The organism is Paraconexibacter sp. (genome assembly GCF_059438195.1).
The window spans coordinates 36,228-50,804 of record NZ_JBLKKY010000030.1; the positions used below are offsets into that span (position 1 = coordinate 36,228).

Sequence of the window (14,577 nt, forward strand, 5' to 3'; positions counted from 1 at the left end):
GCATGGCGACGAGAGGCATCACGGTGCTCCGCGGCGACGTCGAGTCGGTCGCGCAGACGGCGGCCGCGGGCGAGCGCGCGGGCTTCGAGGCGGCATGGACGCCCGAGTTCTACACGCGGTCGGCGATCGTCACGCTCGCGCGGATGGCGACGACGACGGAGCGGGTCCGCATCGGCTCGGGGATCGCGTACGCGACGGGGCGGTCCCCGCTCATGCTCGCGACCGAGGCCCGGAGCCTCGACGAGCTGTGCGGCGGGCGCCTCGTCCTCGGCCTCGGGACCGGGACGAAGCGCATGATGGAGGACTGGCACGGCATCGACGGCGACGGGCCCGCATCGCGGATGGAGGAGCTCGTCCCGCTCCTGCGACGCCTCTGGCGCATCCACGAGGAGCCGGTCGACCACGAGGGCCGCTTCTACCGCACGAAGCTCACGCCGACCGCGGAGACGGAGGCGCCCGTGCGCACGGACATCCCGGTCTACACGGCCGGGGTCAACCCGCGCATGGTCGAGGTCTCCGGCCGCGTCGGGGACGGGCTGCTCTGCCACCCGCTCTTCTCGCGCCCGTACGTCGACGAGGTCGTGCGCCCGGCGATCGACCGGGGCCGGGAGAAGGGAGGACGCCCGGACGCGCCCGTCGAGGTCGTCGGCGTCGTCATCTGCTCGGTCCACGACGACGCGGACGTCGCGCGACGTGAGGCGGCGGCGCAGCTCGCGTTCTACTCGGCGCCGAAGACCTACGGCAAGCTGCTCGAGACGAGCGGCTTCGGCGCGGTCGGCGAGGCGGTCCGCGGCGCGTTCGCGGCTCGCGACTTCGAGGCGATGGCGGCGGCCGTGCCCGACGAGATGGTCGACGCGATGGCCGCCGCCGGCACGCCCGACGAGGTGCGCGCGCGGCTCCGGGAGGCGGAGGAGATCTTCGACCACGTCGTCGTCTACCCGCCGAGCTTCGGGATGTCGGCCGAGCGCTGCGACGAGCTCGCCGCACAGCTCGTCGCCGAGCTCGCGCCGGAGGGCGCGTCCCGTGGCTGACGCCTCGCACGTCGGGCTCGAGATCGACCGCTTCTCCTTCCCGGTCGAGGAGGGGAAGCTGCGGGAGTGGGCGGCGGCCGTGGGGGGAGATCCCGACGCCGGTCGGGTCCCGCTCACGTTCGCGGCGGTCGCGAGCCACTACCGCGATCAGGCCGCGATGATCGGCGCGCTCGAGCTCGACATCCGGCGCGTCGTCGTCGGCGGCGTCGAGTGGGAGCACCACGCGCCGGTCGCGGTCGGCGACCGCCTCAGCGGCGCGCGGGTCGTCACGGCCGTCGAGCACAAGGAGCGCGGCGGCGGGACGATGACGCTCATCACGATCGCGACGGAGCTGCGGCGGGACGACGGCGAGATCGCGGTGGTGCAGCGCGACACGGTCATCGAGCTGCCGGGCGGGAGCGCATGAGCGCCGCCGCCTTCGAGGTCCGCACGCCGCCGGTGACGCGGACGCAGATCGTCCGGTTCGCGGGCGCCGCCGGCGACTTCAACCCCATGCACCACGACGAGGAGTTCGCGCGCGCGGCCGGCCAGCCCTCCGTCTTCGCGATGGGCCAGCTCACGGCCGCGATCCTCGGCGAGACGGTCCTCGAGGTGCTCGGGGACGGCGCGGTCACCGGCTTCGGGGTGCGCTTCCGGGACAAGGTGTGGCCCGAGGACGCGCTCGTCGTCCGCGGGACGCCGCCGGACGAGCCGGGCGGCCGCTGGACGCTCGAGGTCGCGCGCGAGTCCGACGGCACCCTCGTCCTCACGGGCTGGGCGACGACGCGAGACTGACGCGGGCGGCCTCTCGCCGGCGGCGAGCATCGAACGTCGATGAGCACCCCCGGGGCCGCCTCGAACGTCGATGAGCACCCCCTGATCTCGCGAACGTCGATGAGCACCCCCTCGCGGGGGTGACGATCGACGTTCGAGACCGGCGGGGGTGACGATCGACGTTCGTGGGCGCCGGGGGCGGCGTCGGGCATCATCCGCTCATGTCGAGCCCCGCGCCGCGCGGCGCCTCCCCGGCCCAGCCTCCGCTGCGCCGGGTGCTCGCCTGGGCCTGCACGCTCCTCTGCGCGCTCGCGCTCGTGGGGACGACGGTCCTCGACGAGGCGGACCGCAGCGTCCTGCGCAGCGACGGCTTCTCCCAGCGGGTCTCGGAGGCGCTCGACGCGGACGAGGTCCGCACCGCCGCCGGGCGGCGGATCGCCGACGCCGCGATCCGCGCCCAACCCGACCTCGTGGCCATCCGCGCCATCATCGAGCCGGTCGCCGCGGGGCTGGTCGGCTCCGACGCCTTCCGCGCTCTCGTCGCGTTCGCCGCACGGGACGCGCATCGCGCCGTCCTCGAGCGCGACGCCGATGCGCTCGTGCTGCAGGTCGTCGACGTCGGTGTCCTCCTCGCCCCGGCGCTCGACGAGCTGCGGCCCGGGATCACCGAGAGGGTCGGGGAGGTCGACGTGCGCCTCGCCGCGCTCTCGGGCGACGGCGCGGGCACCGGGCTCGACCTCGCCCGCCTCGCGGACGAGATCCGCTCGGCGCAGACCGCGCTCTTCGTCGCCGCCGTCCTGCTCGGCCTCGCCGCCGTCGCCCTCGCGCCGCGCCCCCGAGTCGGCGCCCTGCGGACGGGCCTCGCCGTCGCAGCGGTCGCGAGCCTCGCCGCGGCGCTGGTCGCGCTCGCGCCGCTGCTCATCACGGAGGGGGACCGGAGCGGCTCGACCGGCGCCCTGCGAGCGATCGTGCGCACGTGGACCGATCCGCTCGTCGTCCTCCTCGTCGCGCTCGCCGCCGCCGGCGCGGTCACCGCCCTCGCGGCCGCCTCCGCGGTCCGGACGATCGAGGTGCTGCCGGCGGCGGCGCGCGTCGCGCGAGGGCTCGCCGTGCGACCGCGACGCCCGTCGCTCGCCGTCCTCCGAGCGGTCGCCGCGCTCGGGGCGGCTCTCGCCGCCCTCGCCGATCCGCAGGGCGCCGCGCGACTCGCCGTCGTCCTCACCGCCGCCCTGCTCGCCGTCGCCGCGGTCGCGGAGCTGCTGCGTCTCGCCGCGGAGCCGCCGGGAGCGGCCGGCCGCGTCCGGCTCCCCGTCCCCCACGCGCCGCGTGGCGCCCGCGTCGCCGCCGTCGCGGCCGGCCTGCTCGTCGTCCTCGCCGCCGGCACGGGAGGCGCGCACGACGGGCCGCCCGAGATCGTGCGGGCCGCGGGCTGCAACGGCCACCCCTCGCTCTGCGACCGCCCGCTCGACGCCGTCGCCTTCCCGGCCACGCACAACTCGATGTCGGCCGATCGTGAGCCGGGCTGGCTCTTCCCGGCGCACGAGGCGGGGATCGGCGCCCAGCTCGACGCCGGCGTCCGCAGCCTCCTCATCGACACGCACCTCGGGTTCGAGACGCCGCGCGGCGTCGCGACGGACCTGTCGAGCCTCACGAAGAGCCGGGAGAAGCTCGTCGCCGAGCTCGGCGAGGAGGCGGTCGAGGCGGCCGAGCGCATCCGCGCACGGATCGGCTACGAAGGCGGCGGGACGGCCGAGGTCTTCCTCTGCCACGGCTACTGCGAGGTCGGCGCGACCGACGCGGTCGACGCGCTGCGCGGGATCGCCGAGTGGCTCGTCGCGCATCCGTCGGAGGTGCTCGTCATCTCCATGGAGGACGACATCCCGGTGCAGGACACGGTGGACATCGTCGAGAGCAGCGGGCTCATCGACCACGTCTACCGCGGCCCATCGCCGCCCGCCCGGTCGTGGCCCACGCTCGAGGAGATGGTCGAGACCGGCGGGCGGGTCCTCGTCATGGTCGAGTCGGGCGCCCCGGGGCGGCCGTCATGGCTCCACGACCAGGAGGAGGTCGTGCAGGAGACGCCGTTCGCCTTCTCGACGGTCGACGAGCTCCTGGCGCCGGGCTCCTGCCGGCCGAATCGCGGCGGGACCCGCGGATCGCTCTTCCTCGTCAACCACTGGGTCGACACCTCGCCGGCGCCACGTCCCGGCAACGCGCGCCGCGCGAACGCCCGGGACGTCCTCGGGGTCCGCCTCGACCGCTGCGAGCGCGAGCGCGGGCGGCTGCCGAACCTCGTCGCCGTCGACTTCTTCGGAGAGGGCGATCTCTTCGGACTCGTCGACCGGCTCAACGACGTCGGGCGCTGACGGCGCGGCCGAGACGCGCCTCGAACGTCGAAGAGCACCCCCTGATCTCGCGAACGTCGATGAGCACCCCCTCACGGGGGTGACGATCGACGTTCGAGGCCCCCGGGGGCGACGATCGACGTTCGCGGCGCCCCGCCGCGCCCGCGGCGCCGCCCGCGGCCCGCGGCGCCGGCGCCCCCTACCGCACCAGCGTCAGCGCGTCGGCGATGCGGTCGTCGTAGGCGCCGGCCCCGCCGAGCAGCGCGGCGTCGCTCTTCGCGCGCTTGAAGAGGAGCTGCAGGTCGTGCTCCCACGTGTAGCCGACGGCCCCGTGGAGGAAGAGCGCCTTGTCGGCGACGAACGTGGCCATCCGCGCGGCGCGCGCCTTCGCCGCCCACGCATCGGTGAGCCCGCCCGGCTCGCCCTCGCCGACGGCCCAGGCCGCGTACTGGACGAGGCTCCGCGCGCCCTCGAGCGAGGTGAGCATCTCGGCGGCGGCGTGCTTCACCGCCTGGAACGAGCCGACGGAGACCCCGAACTGCACCCGGTCGGCGACGTAGGCGACCGTGAGATCGAGCATGCGCTGGGCCGCCCCGAGCGCGTCGGCCGCGACGAGGACGGCCGCCCAGCCGGCGAGCTCCGTCCACGCCGCGTCGCCGGGCCCGGCGACGCTCGTCGCCGCGGGACCGCCGGGCGTCACCGCCGCGACGCTGCGCGTGCGGTCGACGAGGCGCCGCGGCGCGAGCTCGACCTCGCCGGCGTCCCGGATCTCGAGGGCGCCGTCGCCGCCGATCGTCACGAACGCGTCGGCGAGCGGCGCCCCGAGGACGAGGTCGACGGCCCCGTCGGGCGCGCCGGCGTCGAGGGGCGCGGTCCCCGGGACGACGAGCGCCGCCGTCCGCTCGCCCTCGCTGATCGCGGCGATGGTCGCGGCTGCCCGCTCGTCGCCGCCGCGGTGCAGCGCGAGCGCCGCGAGAATCGACGCGTAGATGCCGTCGGCGGGCACGGCGCCGCGGCCGAGCTCCTCGGCGAGGATGGCGAGCTCGACCAGCCCGCCGCCTTGGCCGCCGGCCTCCTCGGGGAGGCCGATGCCGCCCCAGCCCTGCGCGACGCAGTGCTCGTGAGGCGCCACGTGGTCGACGTCGCCCTCGAGGACGAGGGCGCGGATGCGCGGCAGCGACAGGTCCCGGTCGACCGACCCGCGGACGGCCTCCCGCAGGAACTGCTGCTCGTCGGTGAACGAGAGGTCCATGTGACCACCGTACACGATTTCCCTAACGATCGTTAAGGAGACGTGCTACGGTCGCAGCATGGAGTCATCGAGCACAGGCCGCGCCGCCCTCGTCACCGGCGGCGCGAGCGGGATCGGGCGGGCGGTCGTCGACGCGCTCGCCGCCGCCGGGCATCCGGTCGCGGTCGCCGACCTCGACGGGGACGCGGCCTCCCAGGCCGCGCAGGACGCCGGCGGGACCGGCGCGCGCACCGTCGGCGTCGCCATGGACGTCGCCGACTCGCAGAGCGTCGCCGACGGCGTCTCCGCCGCGCGCGACGCGCTCGGCGACATCGACGTCCTCGTCAACGTCGCCGGCTGGGACGAGCTCATGCCGTTCGTGAAGACCGGCGAGGACCTCTGGGACAAGGTCATCGAGATCAACTACAAGGGCGTCCTGCGTCTCACCCACGTCCTGCTCCCGGGGATGATGGAGCGCGGCTACGGGCGCATCGTCAACGTCGCCTCCGACGCCGGCCGCGTCGGCTCCTCGATGGAGGCGGTCTACTCCGGCGCGAAGGGCGGCGTCATCGCCTTCACGAAGACGATCGCCCGCGAGGCGGCGCGCAAGGGCGTCACCGCGAACGCCGTCTGCCCCGGGCCGACGGACACGCCGATGCTCCGCGGCATCGTCGACTCCGCCCCCGACGCCGAGAAGGTCATCGCCGGCATGACCGCCGGCGTCGCCATGAAGCGCCTCGGCCAGCCCCACGAGGTCGCCGCCGCGATCCGCTTCTTCGCCTCCGAGGAGGCGGCCTTCATCACCGGCCAGACGCTCTCCGTGAGCGGCGGCCTCACCATGTCCTGACCAGAAGGAGAACCGAGAATGCCCCCCATCCCCGAGAACCTCGAGGACGTCGCCTACGAGGTCGAGAACGGTCTCGCGACGATCACGATCAACCGCCCGGACCGCTTCAACTCCTTCCGCGCGAAGACCGTCGACGAGCTCATCAAGTGCTTCAAGCACGCGTGGGCGAGCAGCGACGTCGGCGTCGTCTGCCTCACCGGCGCGGGCGAGAAGGCCTTCTCGACCGGCGGCGACCAGAAGCAGCGCGCCGAGACCGGCGACTACGGCCCGTCCGAGAGCGGCCTCTTCGAGGTCGAGACGCTCCACCGCGTCATCCGCGACATCCCGAAGCCCGTCATCGCCGCCGTGAACGGCTTCGCGATCGGCGGCGGCCACGTCCTCCACGTCCTCTGCGACCTCTCGATCGCCGCGGACACCGCGCGCTTCGGCCAGGTCGGCCCCAAGGTCGGCTCGTTCGACGCCGGCTTCGGCACCGCGTACCTCGCCCGCGTCATCGGCGAGAAGCGCATGCGCGAGATCTGGTTCCTCTGCCGCCAGTACAGCGCCGAGCAGGCGCTCGAGTGGGGCCTCGTCAACAAGGTCGTGCCGGCCGCCGACCTCAAGGCCGAGGTCCGCCAGTGGGCCGACGAGATCCTCAACCTCAGCCCGACCGCGCTCAAGGTGCTCAAGCAGTCGATGAACGTCGACACGGAGCAGTTCGCAGGCATGGGCGCGATGGCCTTCTCGAGCCTCTCGCTCTTCACGAGCACGCCCGAGGCGAAGGAGGGCGTCACCGCGTTCAACGAGAAGCGCGCGCCCGACTTCTCGCCGTACCGCGGCGTCTGAGCCCGACCGGGCGGCCCCGGAGGACGGCCTCCCCCTGTGAGGGGAGGCCGTCCTCCGCTCAGGCGAGGCCCGCGGCGTGCGCCGCTGAGACGATGCGGCGATGAGCTCGCCGCCCGTCGATGTGCCCGCGCCTCACCCCGCCCCCGGTCAGGCGCAGCCCGCGCGCACGCAGGACCGGACCTGGCACGACGTCTTCCTGCCCGACGACGTCGCGCACGTGCGCGAGATGGCGCGCGAGTCGGTCGCCCGGCACCTCGCACCGGTCGCGCGCCAGATCGCGCAGACGCCCGAGAGCCGCGACGCGTTCCCGTGGGACGCCTTCCGCGGCCTCGCGGCCGACGGCTGCTTCGCGGTCCCCTTCCCCGCGCCGCACGGGGCGGGACTCGACCACCCGATGCTCGCGACGTGCATCGTCACCGAGGAGATCGCCTACGAGTCGTCCTCGATGGCGGGCGTCTACGATGGCCAGTGCATCCTCAACGCGCGCTGCCTCTCCTTCGCGCGCCCGGAGGTCCGCGAGCGGGTCCTCCCCGCGCTCATCAGCGGCGAGTCCGCGTTCTCGTTCGCCACGACCGAGCCCGAGGCGTCGAGCGACCTCTCCCCCGAGACCCTGAAGACCGTCGCGCGTCGCACGGACTCGGGCTTCGTCCTCGACGGCCGCAAGTGCTGGATCACGAACTCGGTCGTCGCCGACTGGCTCTGCGTGCTCTGCCGCGACGGCGACGAGCCCGCGATGACGATGCTCCTCGTCGACATGAAGAGCCCAGGGGTCACCGTGGGCGAGCCCGACCTCAAGATGGGCCATCACGGCCAGATCACCGCGGACATCGTCTTCGAGGGCGTCGAGGTCCCGGCGGAGAACGTCCTCGGGGAGCCGGGGCGCGGCCTCGGCGTCGCGCTCGCCTCGCTCGCAGCGGGGCGCGTGGGGATCGGCGCGGCCGGGGTCGGCGTCGCCCAGGCCGCGCTCGACATCGCCGTCGAGCGCCTCGGGCGGCGCGTCCTCTTCGGCAAGCGCCTCGGCGAGATGCAGCACTGGCAGTACCGCCTCGCCGAGCACGCGACCGCCCTCGAGGCGGCCCGCTCGATGTACCAGAAGGCCGCCGTGCGGCTCGACCGCGGGGACCGCTCGGGCGAGCCCGAGGCCTCGATGGCGAAGAGCTTCGCGACGAGGCTCGCGAACGACGTCGCGCGCGACGCGCTCCAGGTCCACGGCGGCTACGGCTTCGCCAAGCGGATCGCGGCGACCGGCGAGGAGTACCGGCTGGAGGAGATCTACCGCGACGCGAAGATCCTCGAGATCTTCGAGGGGGCCAACGAGGTTCTCCAATGGGTCATCGCGCGGCACCTCATCGGCCGCGAGATCACGGGGTAAGGTCGGAGGATGAGCGTCCCGACCTTCCCCAGCACCGTCGGCCGCATCCTCGAGCGCAGCGCGCGCCGCGTCCCCGAGCGGACCGCGCTGCACTTCGGCGAGCGGTCGTGGACCTACGCCGAGCTCGACCGGGCCGTCGGCCGCGTCGCGGCGCGCCTCCTCGCCGACGGCGCCGAGAAGGGCGACCGCATCGCGGCGTACGGGAAGAACTCCGACGCCTACCTCGTCCTCTTCCTCGCCTGCGCGCGTGCGGGGCTCGTCCACGTGCCGGTCAACTTCAACGCGACGGGCGACGAGCTCGCCTACCTCGTCACGCAGTCCGGCTCGCGGACGGTCTTCGCCGACCCGGCGCTCGCGCCGCACCTCGACGCGCTCGGCGAGCGGCTCGGCGACGTCCGCCGCGGCACGCTCCGCGACGGCGACGACGCCGCCGCGGACGTCCTCACCTGGGCCCTCGACGCCGGCGGGGAGGTCCACGAGGAGGACGGCGTCGCCGACGACGACCTCGTCCAGCTCCTCTACACGTCGGGCACGACGTCGGCGCCGAAGGGCGCGATGATGACCCACCGCGCGTTCCTCCACGAGTACGTCTCGTGCATCGCCGCGCTCGACATGAGCGAGCGCGACACGCCGCTCCACGCGCTGCCGCTCTACCACTCGGCGCAGATGCACGTCTTCCTCGTGCCCTACCTCGCCCTCGGCGCGACGAACCAGCTCGTCGAGGGGCCGGACCCGGCCGACATCTTCGCCCGCATCGAGCGCGACGGCGTCGACTCCGTCTTCGTCCCGCCGACGGTGTGGGTCGCGATCGCCCAGCACCCCGAGCTCGCCACGCGCGACCTCTCGGCGCTGCGCAAGGCCTACTACGGCGCGTCGATCATGCCGGTGCCCGTCCTCGAGAAGCTCCGGCAGGCCCTTCCGGAGGTCGGCTTCTACAACTGCTTCGGGCAGTCGGAGATCGGGCCGCTGGCGACCGTCCTGCGCCCGGAGGAGCACGACGCCCGGCCGGACTCGGTCGGCCGCGCCGTCCTCTTCGTCGAGACCCGGGTCGTCGACGACGACATGAAGGACGTCGAGCCCGGTGGCCTCGGCGAGGTCGTCTACCGCTCACCGCAGCTCTGCACCGGCTACTGGGGCAAGCCCGAGGAGTCCGAGGAGGCGTTCGCCGGCGGCTGGTTCCACTCCGGCGACCTCGTCCGCATCGACGAGGAGGGCTACCTCTTCGTCGTCGACCGCATCAAGGACGTCATCAACACCGGCGGCGTGCTCGTCGCCTCGCGCGAGGTCGAGGAGGCGCTCTACGGCCATCCCGCGGTCGCCGAGGTCGCCGTCGTCGGCCTCCCGCACGAGCGGTGGATCGAGGCGATCGCCGCCGTCGTCGTGACGGCGGAGGATGTCCAGCCCGACGCGCTCATCGCCTACGCGAAGGAGCGCCTCGCCGCGCACAAGGTCCCGAAGTCCGTCCACGTCGTCGGTGAGATCCCGAAGAACGCGTCGGGCAAGATCCTCAAGCGCGAGCTGCGCGAGCAGCTCGGCGGCGTCTCCTCAGCGGTCGGCCGCTGAGCGTCACTCGCCGCGGAACACGGGCCGCTCCTTCGCCTGCATCGCCGCGATCGCGTTCGCGGCGTCCCGCGTGCGCCCGGTCGCGTTCATCGCGCGCGCCTCGGCCTCGAGCTGGCGCTCGAGCGGCTCGTCCCACGTCGAGGCGAGCAGGCGCTTCACCTCCCCGAAGGCGCGCGTCGGCCCCTCGGCGAGCTGCCCGGCGAGCGCCACCGCGGCCTCGCGCAGCGCGTCGTCGTCGTGGAGCTCGTCGACGAGCCCGCGCGCGTGCGCCTCCTCCGCGGTCCACGTCTCGTTGCGGAGGTAGAACGACGTCGCGCGCCCGTGGCCGACCCGGCGCGGGACGTAGTGGCTGCCGCCGCCGTCGATCGCGAGGCCGATCCCCTGGTAGGCGGCGATGAACTTCGCCGACCGGGCGGCGAGGACGATGTCGGCCCCCGCGAGCAGCGAGACGCCGCCGCCGGCCGCGAGGCCCTGGACCGCGCAGACGACGGGCGGATCCATGCGCGCGAGGCGCGAGACGGCCGCGTGGAAGCCGATCGTCGCGTCGTTGACGAAGCGCGACGTCCCGCCGTCGCCCTCGCCGCCGAGCACGGCGAGGTCGCCGCCGACGCTGAAGAAGCGGCCGCTCGACTCGAGCAGGACGCAGCGGACGGCGGGGTCCGTGTCGAGGGCGGAGGCGGCCCGGCCGAGCTCGTCGCAGAGGCGCGTGTCGAACGGGTTGCCCCGGTCCGGCTGCTCGAGGCGGAGGACGGCGACGCCGGTCGGCTCGACGGTGAGGGAGATGGACTCGAAGCGCATGAGCGAACCCTCGCCGACCACGCCGCGCACGGGCAGTGTCCGACGGGGGTGAAGTCCCCTGCCGCTGGAGGGAGAGGCCCGGCGCGTGTACGGTCGTCCGATGAGGTCCGTCCACGTCGCCGGCGCCTTCACGACGCCGTTCGGCAAGTCGCCGTCCACGCCGCTGCGCGTCCTCGCGGCGGCCGCCGTGGAGGGCGTCCTCGCCGATGCGGGCGCGACGCCCGACGCGGTCGACGCCGTCGTCTTCGCGAACATGACCGAGGGCTCGCTCACGGGGCAGCACTCGATCCGGGGCCAGATCGCCCTCGAGGCGACCGGCCTGCGCGGCCTGCCGGTCGTCAACGTCGAGAACGCCTGCGCGGGCGGCTCGACCGCCGTCCACGTCGCCGCGATGCAGATCGAGGCCGGCCGCGCGGACGTCGTCCTCGCCCTCGGGGCGGAGAAGCTCACGCATCCCGACAAGGCCCGCTCCTTCGCGGCGATCGGCTCGGCGCTCGACGTCGAGGCGGCCGCCGGCGACGCGTCGTCGGCCTCGCCGTTCATGGACGTCTACGCGGCGATGGCCCGCGACTACCAGGAGCGCGCCGGCGCGACGCTCGAGGACTTCGCGGCCGCCGCGGTGAAGAGCCACGCGCACGGCGCGCTCAACCCGAACGCGCAGTACCGCGACCCGCTCACCGTCGAGGAGGTCCTCGGCAGCCGGACGATCGTCGACCCGCTCCGGCTCCTCATGTGCTCGCCGATCGGCGACGGGGCGGCCGCGCTCCTCCTCGCCTCCGACGAGGGACTGGCGCGGCTCGAGGCCGATCCGGTCCGCCTCGCGGCGTCCGTCGTGCGGTCGGGGCGTCGCACGTCGCTCGACGACCGGCGCGAGCCCGCCGTCACCGTCGCGGCGCGCGAGGCGTACGCGGCCGCGGCCATCACGCCGGCGGACGTCGACGTCGCCGAGGTCCACGACGCCGCGGCGCCCGGCGAGCTCATCGCGCTCGAGGAGACGGGGCTCGCCGCGGCGGGTGCCGCCCCGGCGATGCTCCGCGCCGGGGAGACGTCGCTCGGCGGGCGCCTCCCGGTGAACACGGGCGGCGGCCTCCAGAGCCGCGGCCATCCCGTCGGCGCGACCGGCTGCGCCCAGCTCGTCGAGCTCTGCGACCAGCTCCGCGGCCGCTCCGGGGCCCGCCAGGTCGACGGCGCGCGCGTCGCGCTCGCCGAGAACGGCGGCGGCTGGATCGGCGGCGACCCGGCCGCCGTCGCGATCACGGTGCTCGCCCGATGAGCACCTTCGGACGCAGCCGGCGGGCGACCGCCCCGGACTCCTCGGCGTGGGACGACATCCGCCGCCAGACCGCGGCCGCCCTCCTCCCGCACACGCAGGAGATCGTCGACGAGTGCGTCGTCTACATCCAGGAGGTCATGCCGGAGCTCGCGGACACCGAGCTCGGCGCCGGCCTCGAGGCGAGCGCGTACGACAACTTCGAGCGGATCTTCTCGATGCTCGCCGACGGCCGTCCGGTGAGCGAGGCGGAGGCGCCGCCGGGGGCGATCGCCTACGCGGAGATCATGGTGCGCCGCGGCCAGCCGCTGCAGGCGCTGCTCCGTGCGTACCGGCTCGGGACGATGTACCTCTGGCGCCTGTGGCGGCGCGAGATCGTCGAGCGCATCGAGGACCCGCACGAGATCGTGGAGGCGGTCGACCACTCGATGCAGTTCGTCTTCGACTACGTCGACGTGGTCGCGGAGCGCGTCAACGAGGAGTACGGGCGGCAGCGGGAGCGCTGGGCCCGCTCGGCCGCCGCGCTGCGCCACGAGACCGTCGAGGCGCTCCTCGAGGGCGAGCCGATCGATCTCGACACGGCGGCCCAGCGCCTCGGGCACGACCTGCGCCGCCACCACCTCGGGCTCGTCCTCTGGAGCCGCCCGATGCACGAGGCCGAGGACGTCCTCGGCCGTCTCGAGGAGGCCGCGCTCGCCCTCGCGACGGAGGTCGACGCGCCGCGGCCGCTCGTCATCCCCGACGGCCGCACGACGCTCTGGGTGTGGCTCGGCGTCGGCGACGCCGAGCAGGCGGGCGCGCTGCTCGAGCGGCTCGGGAGCGAGCGCACCGCGCTGCGCGGCGTGCACGCCGCCGCCGGCGAGGCCGGCGAGGACGTCGCGGGCTTCGTGACGACCCATGCGGAGGCGCTCGAGGCGCGGGCCCTCGCGGAGCGCAGCGGGCGCGGCCCCGGCCGCGTCGTGCGCTACGGCCGCATCGTCGTCCCGTCGCTGCTGCTCGCCGACGCCCAGCGTGCGCAGCGGTTCGTCGAGCGCGAGCTCGGCGAGCTCGCCGCGGGCGACGACACGACGGTGCGCATCCGGGCGACGCTCGCCGTCCACTTCGAGGAGGGCATGCGGACGGTGGGGACGGCCAAGCGCCTCGGCATCCACCAGAACACCGTCGCCTACCGGATCCGGCAGGCCGAGACGCTGCTCGGCCGCCCGGTGACCGAGCGGCGCTTCGAGCTCGAGACGGCGATCCGGCTGCTCGGCTTCCTCGGCGAGCGCTGAGCGCCCGGTCAGCGCGACGCGCCCGCCGCCGCGCCGATCGCCGAGTCCGGAGCACCGGAGGCCGCGGCCTCGATGCGGGCGCGGAGGTCGCCTCCTCGCCCGGCGACGACCGCGCGACGCGCCCGCTCCGGCGCGAGGTCGACCCCGAGCCGGGCGGCGAGGTCGAGCAGCTCCTGCTGCTCCTCGCCCTCCTTCGCGGCGCGGAGGAAGAGCCAGCAGAGGAGCCCGAGGGTGAGCAGCGACTCCTCGACCATCATGATCGTGCCCGCCCAGATCTGGTCGGCGTCGGGGTCGATGCCGAAGAGGGACGGGTCGTACACGTCGTAGAAGGCGCCGCCGCCGAAGAGGAACGCGTTCGCGAGCGCGGCGCCGACGAGGCGGACGACGACGACGTAGCCGAACCGCCACGCCGTCGTGAACCACGCCGGCTGCGGGAGCGGGCCGACGAGCGACATCCACATCGCGGCGCCGAAGGAGACGAACGCGAGGTGCTGCACGGCGTGGACGAGCTCGCTCTCGACCGCCGCCTCGTGGAAGAGCGGCACGTGCCAGAAGACGAGGTTCGCCGTCCACAGCAGGAGCGCCACGACGGGGTGCGCGAGGACGCGGAGGCGATCGAAGAGGCCGATGCGGAGGACCGGCGCGAGGACCGGTCCCGTGAGCCCGACGACGAGGAGGAGCGCCGCGACGTCGGCGATGAGGAGGTGCTCCGCCATGTGCGCGAGGAAGAGCTCGTCGGCCATGTGCCCGAGCGGCGAGGTGAGCGCGACGGCGATGACGAGGAGTCCGCCGAGGAACGACGCCTGCCGCCACGCGGGCACGGCGCGAGGCGTCCCCGCGAGCGTCCGGCACCGCTGCACGTAGAGCCACGCGACGACGGCCTGCGGCACGAGCTGGAGGGGCGCGAGATCGACGCCTCCGACGTGCCCGAGGGGCGTGAAGCTGGCGACGGGGTCCACGGGCGTCAGGGCAGGGGCGGGAGCAGCGGGGCCGACGGGCTCGCGCGGTCCGGGGGCGCGAGGAGGTCGACGACCGAGTCGACGACCTCGGCCGTTCCCGGCCCGACGACGGGGAGGGGCCGCACGACCTCCTCGACGACGTCGCCGACGCCCTGGACGAGGTCGCGGAGGAGGTTGGGCCGGCCCGTGGACCCACCGCCGGAGCCGGAGCCCGAGCCCGTGCCGCCGCCGGTCGGCCCGGGGGCGGGCGTCGCGGGCGGGGGCGCGGGCGCGGGCGTGCCGGGGGCGGGCGCCGGCGAAGGTGCGGGCGAG

The 14,577-nt window shown here is 74.8% G+C and carries 13 protein-coding genes and 1 pseudogene; 10 read left to right on the forward strand and 4 right to left on the reverse strand.

What is annotated here, in order from left to right; all coding sequences use genetic code 11:
- The first annotated feature begins 2 nt into the window (after nt 1-2).
- The 4 genes from ACME2J_RS11795 (at nt 3) to ACME2J_RS11810 (ending at nt 4,150) form a co-directional block, all read left to right on the forward strand.
- Nucleotides 3-1,031 carry an LLM class flavin-dependent oxidoreductase gene (locus tag ACME2J_RS11795; protein WP_495545113.1) on the forward strand — a complete coding sequence of 343 codons (1,029 nt, stop codon included), beginning with the start codon at nt 3-5 and terminating at the stop codon, nt 1,029-1,031.
- A complete protein-coding gene (locus ACME2J_RS11800) occupies nt 1,024-1,437 on the forward strand; it encodes an FAS1-like dehydratase domain-containing protein (protein ID WP_495545114.1) in 414 nt (137 codons plus the stop codon). The genes ACME2J_RS11795 and ACME2J_RS11800 overlap by 8 nt, the downstream gene beginning before the upstream one ends.
- On the forward strand, nt 1,434-1,805 hold the full coding sequence (locus ACME2J_RS11805; RefSeq protein WP_495545115.1) for a MaoC/PaaZ C-terminal domain-containing protein: 372 nt from the start codon (nt 1,434-1,436) through the stop codon (nt 1,803-1,805). The genes ACME2J_RS11800 and ACME2J_RS11805 overlap by 4 nt, the downstream gene beginning before the upstream one ends.
- 200 nt (nt 1,806-2,005) lie before the next feature.
- Nucleotides 2,006-4,150, forward strand: a complete 2,145-nt coding sequence (locus ACME2J_RS11810; RefSeq protein WP_495545116.1) for a phosphoinositide-specific phospholipase C-related protein — start codon at nt 2,006-2,008, stop codon at nt 4,148-4,150.
- Between the two features lie 178 nt (nt 4,151-4,328).
- Here the strand turns inward: ACME2J_RS11810 and ACME2J_RS11815 are convergent, their stop codons facing one another.
- Complete coding sequence (locus tag ACME2J_RS11815; RefSeq protein ID WP_495545117.1) at nt 4,329-5,381, reverse strand: acyl-CoA dehydrogenase family protein; 1,053 nt, start codon at nt 5,379-5,381, stop codon at nt 4,329-4,331.
- Between the two features lie 58 nt (nt 5,382-5,439).
- Here ACME2J_RS11815 and ACME2J_RS11820 point away from each other — a divergent pair, with 58 nt between their 5' ends.
- The 4 genes from ACME2J_RS11820 to ACME2J_RS11835 all read left to right on the forward strand — a co-directional run bounded on the left by ACME2J_RS11820 (nt 5,440) and on the right by ACME2J_RS11835 (nt 9,967).
- Nucleotides 5,440-6,207 (forward strand): SDR family NAD(P)-dependent oxidoreductase, encoded by a 768-nt coding sequence (locus ACME2J_RS11820; RefSeq protein WP_495545118.1) that lies wholly within the window; start codon nt 5,440-5,442, stop codon nt 6,205-6,207.
- An 18-nt stretch (nt 6,208-6,225) separates the two neighbouring features.
- Nucleotides 6,226-7,032, forward strand: a complete 807-nt coding sequence (locus ACME2J_RS11825; RefSeq protein WP_495545119.1) for an enoyl-CoA hydratase-related protein — start codon at nt 6,226-6,228, stop codon at nt 7,030-7,032.
- A gap of 100 nt (nt 7,033-7,132) precedes the next feature.
- Nucleotides 7,133-8,404: an acyl-CoA dehydrogenase family protein gene (locus ACME2J_RS11830; protein ID WP_495545120.1), complete on the forward strand. Its 1,272-nt coding sequence runs from the start codon at nt 7,133-7,135 to the stop codon at nt 8,402-8,404.
- Nucleotides 8,405-8,413: 9 nt separating this feature from the next.
- Nucleotides 8,414-9,967: a fatty acyl-CoA synthetase gene (locus ACME2J_RS11835; RefSeq protein ID WP_495545121.1), complete on the forward strand. Its 1,554-nt coding sequence runs from the start codon at nt 8,414-8,416 to the stop codon at nt 9,965-9,967.
- Nucleotides 9,968-9,970: 3 nt separating this feature from the next.
- On the opposite strand, the gene ACME2J_RS11840 is transcribed toward ACME2J_RS11835, so the two are convergent.
- Nucleotides 9,971-10,765 carry an enoyl-CoA hydratase/isomerase family protein gene (locus ACME2J_RS11840; protein ID WP_495545122.1) on the reverse strand — a complete coding sequence of 265 codons (795 nt, stop codon included), beginning with the start codon at nt 10,763-10,765 and terminating at the stop codon, nt 9,971-9,973.
- 100 nt (nt 10,766-10,865) lie between these two features.
- Here ACME2J_RS11840 and ACME2J_RS11845 point away from each other — a divergent pair, with 100 nt between their 5' ends.
- Together ACME2J_RS11845 and ACME2J_RS11850 are read left to right on the forward strand one after the other, a co-directional pair.
- Nucleotides 10,866-12,038 carry a thiolase family protein gene (locus ACME2J_RS11845; protein ID WP_495545123.1) on the forward strand — a complete coding sequence of 391 codons (1,173 nt, stop codon included), beginning with the start codon at nt 10,866-10,868 and terminating at the stop codon, nt 12,036-12,038.
- Nucleotides 12,035-13,306 (forward strand): PucR family transcriptional regulator, encoded by a 1,272-nt coding sequence (locus tag ACME2J_RS11850; protein ID WP_495545124.1) that lies wholly within the window; start codon nt 12,035-12,037, stop codon nt 13,304-13,306. Before ACME2J_RS11845 ends, ACME2J_RS11850 begins: the two co-directional genes overlap by 4 nt.
- Nucleotides 13,307-13,314: 8 nt before the next feature.
- Here ACME2J_RS11850 and ACME2J_RS11855 read toward each other — a convergent pair whose 3' ends face one another.
- The gene (locus tag ACME2J_RS11855; protein ID WP_495545125.1) at nt 13,315-14,265 is read right to left on the reverse strand and encodes a cytochrome c oxidase assembly protein; all 951 of its coding nucleotides are present in this window, start codon (nt 14,263-14,265) and stop codon (nt 13,315-13,317) included.
- A 5-nt stretch (nt 14,266-14,270) separates the two neighbouring features.
- Nucleotides 14,271-14,577 (reverse strand): annotated as a pseudogene (locus ACME2J_RS11860) (hypothetical protein); the annotation flags it as partial.